This is a genomic window from Acinetobacter sp. CFCC 10889 (genome assembly GCF_003268395.1).
Taxonomy (GTDB): Bacteria; Pseudomonadota; Gammaproteobacteria; order Pseudomonadales; family Moraxellaceae; genus Acinetobacter.
The window spans coordinates 1-487 of record NZ_LQXQ01000177.1 but is presented as its reverse complement, the minus strand read 5'-3'; the positions used below and the strand labels follow the sequence as shown (position 1 = coordinate 487).

Below are 487 nucleotides of genomic sequence, written 5' to 3'. Positions count from 1 at the left end.
AATACGCTGACCAATCGCTGAATCTGCATCTACACGCGCTGAAACCTCCTGTTGAATTAATGCTTTGTTATCAATGACCGAAGCAGACACCGTATCAATACGCTGACTTAAAGCCAGATCACCTTCAGCAAATGCACTTTGTAAGGTCCATGAGCCTGCTTGGTTTGATGAGCTATCAACTGTCAGCTCAGTTGAATCCGCAGTAACAGGTGAAACCTGCGCATAAACACCATCTAACTTTTGTGCATTGGCAGTCACTACACCATCAATTTCTTTCACATCTGCTTGCAACTCTGACAAAGCTCCTGCACTGGCTTTATCTGTAAGTTGTGCATTGATTGAAGTAATGTCTTTGGCATTAGCACTGGATTGATCCGCAGCAGCAGTTGCTTTACTGAGCGCAGTTGCAGCGTTAGTTTTAGCTTCAGTTGCATTGGTATTCGCCGCATCTGCTGTGTTTTTTGCGGTACCTGCGGTTGTATTTGCA

General features: G+C 44.8%; 1 pseudogene. It reads right to left on the bottom strand.

Features of this window, described 5'->3' with window-relative positions:
• Positions 1-487 (bottom strand): annotated as a pseudogene (locus AVJ19_RS21275) (phage tail protein); the annotation flags it as partial.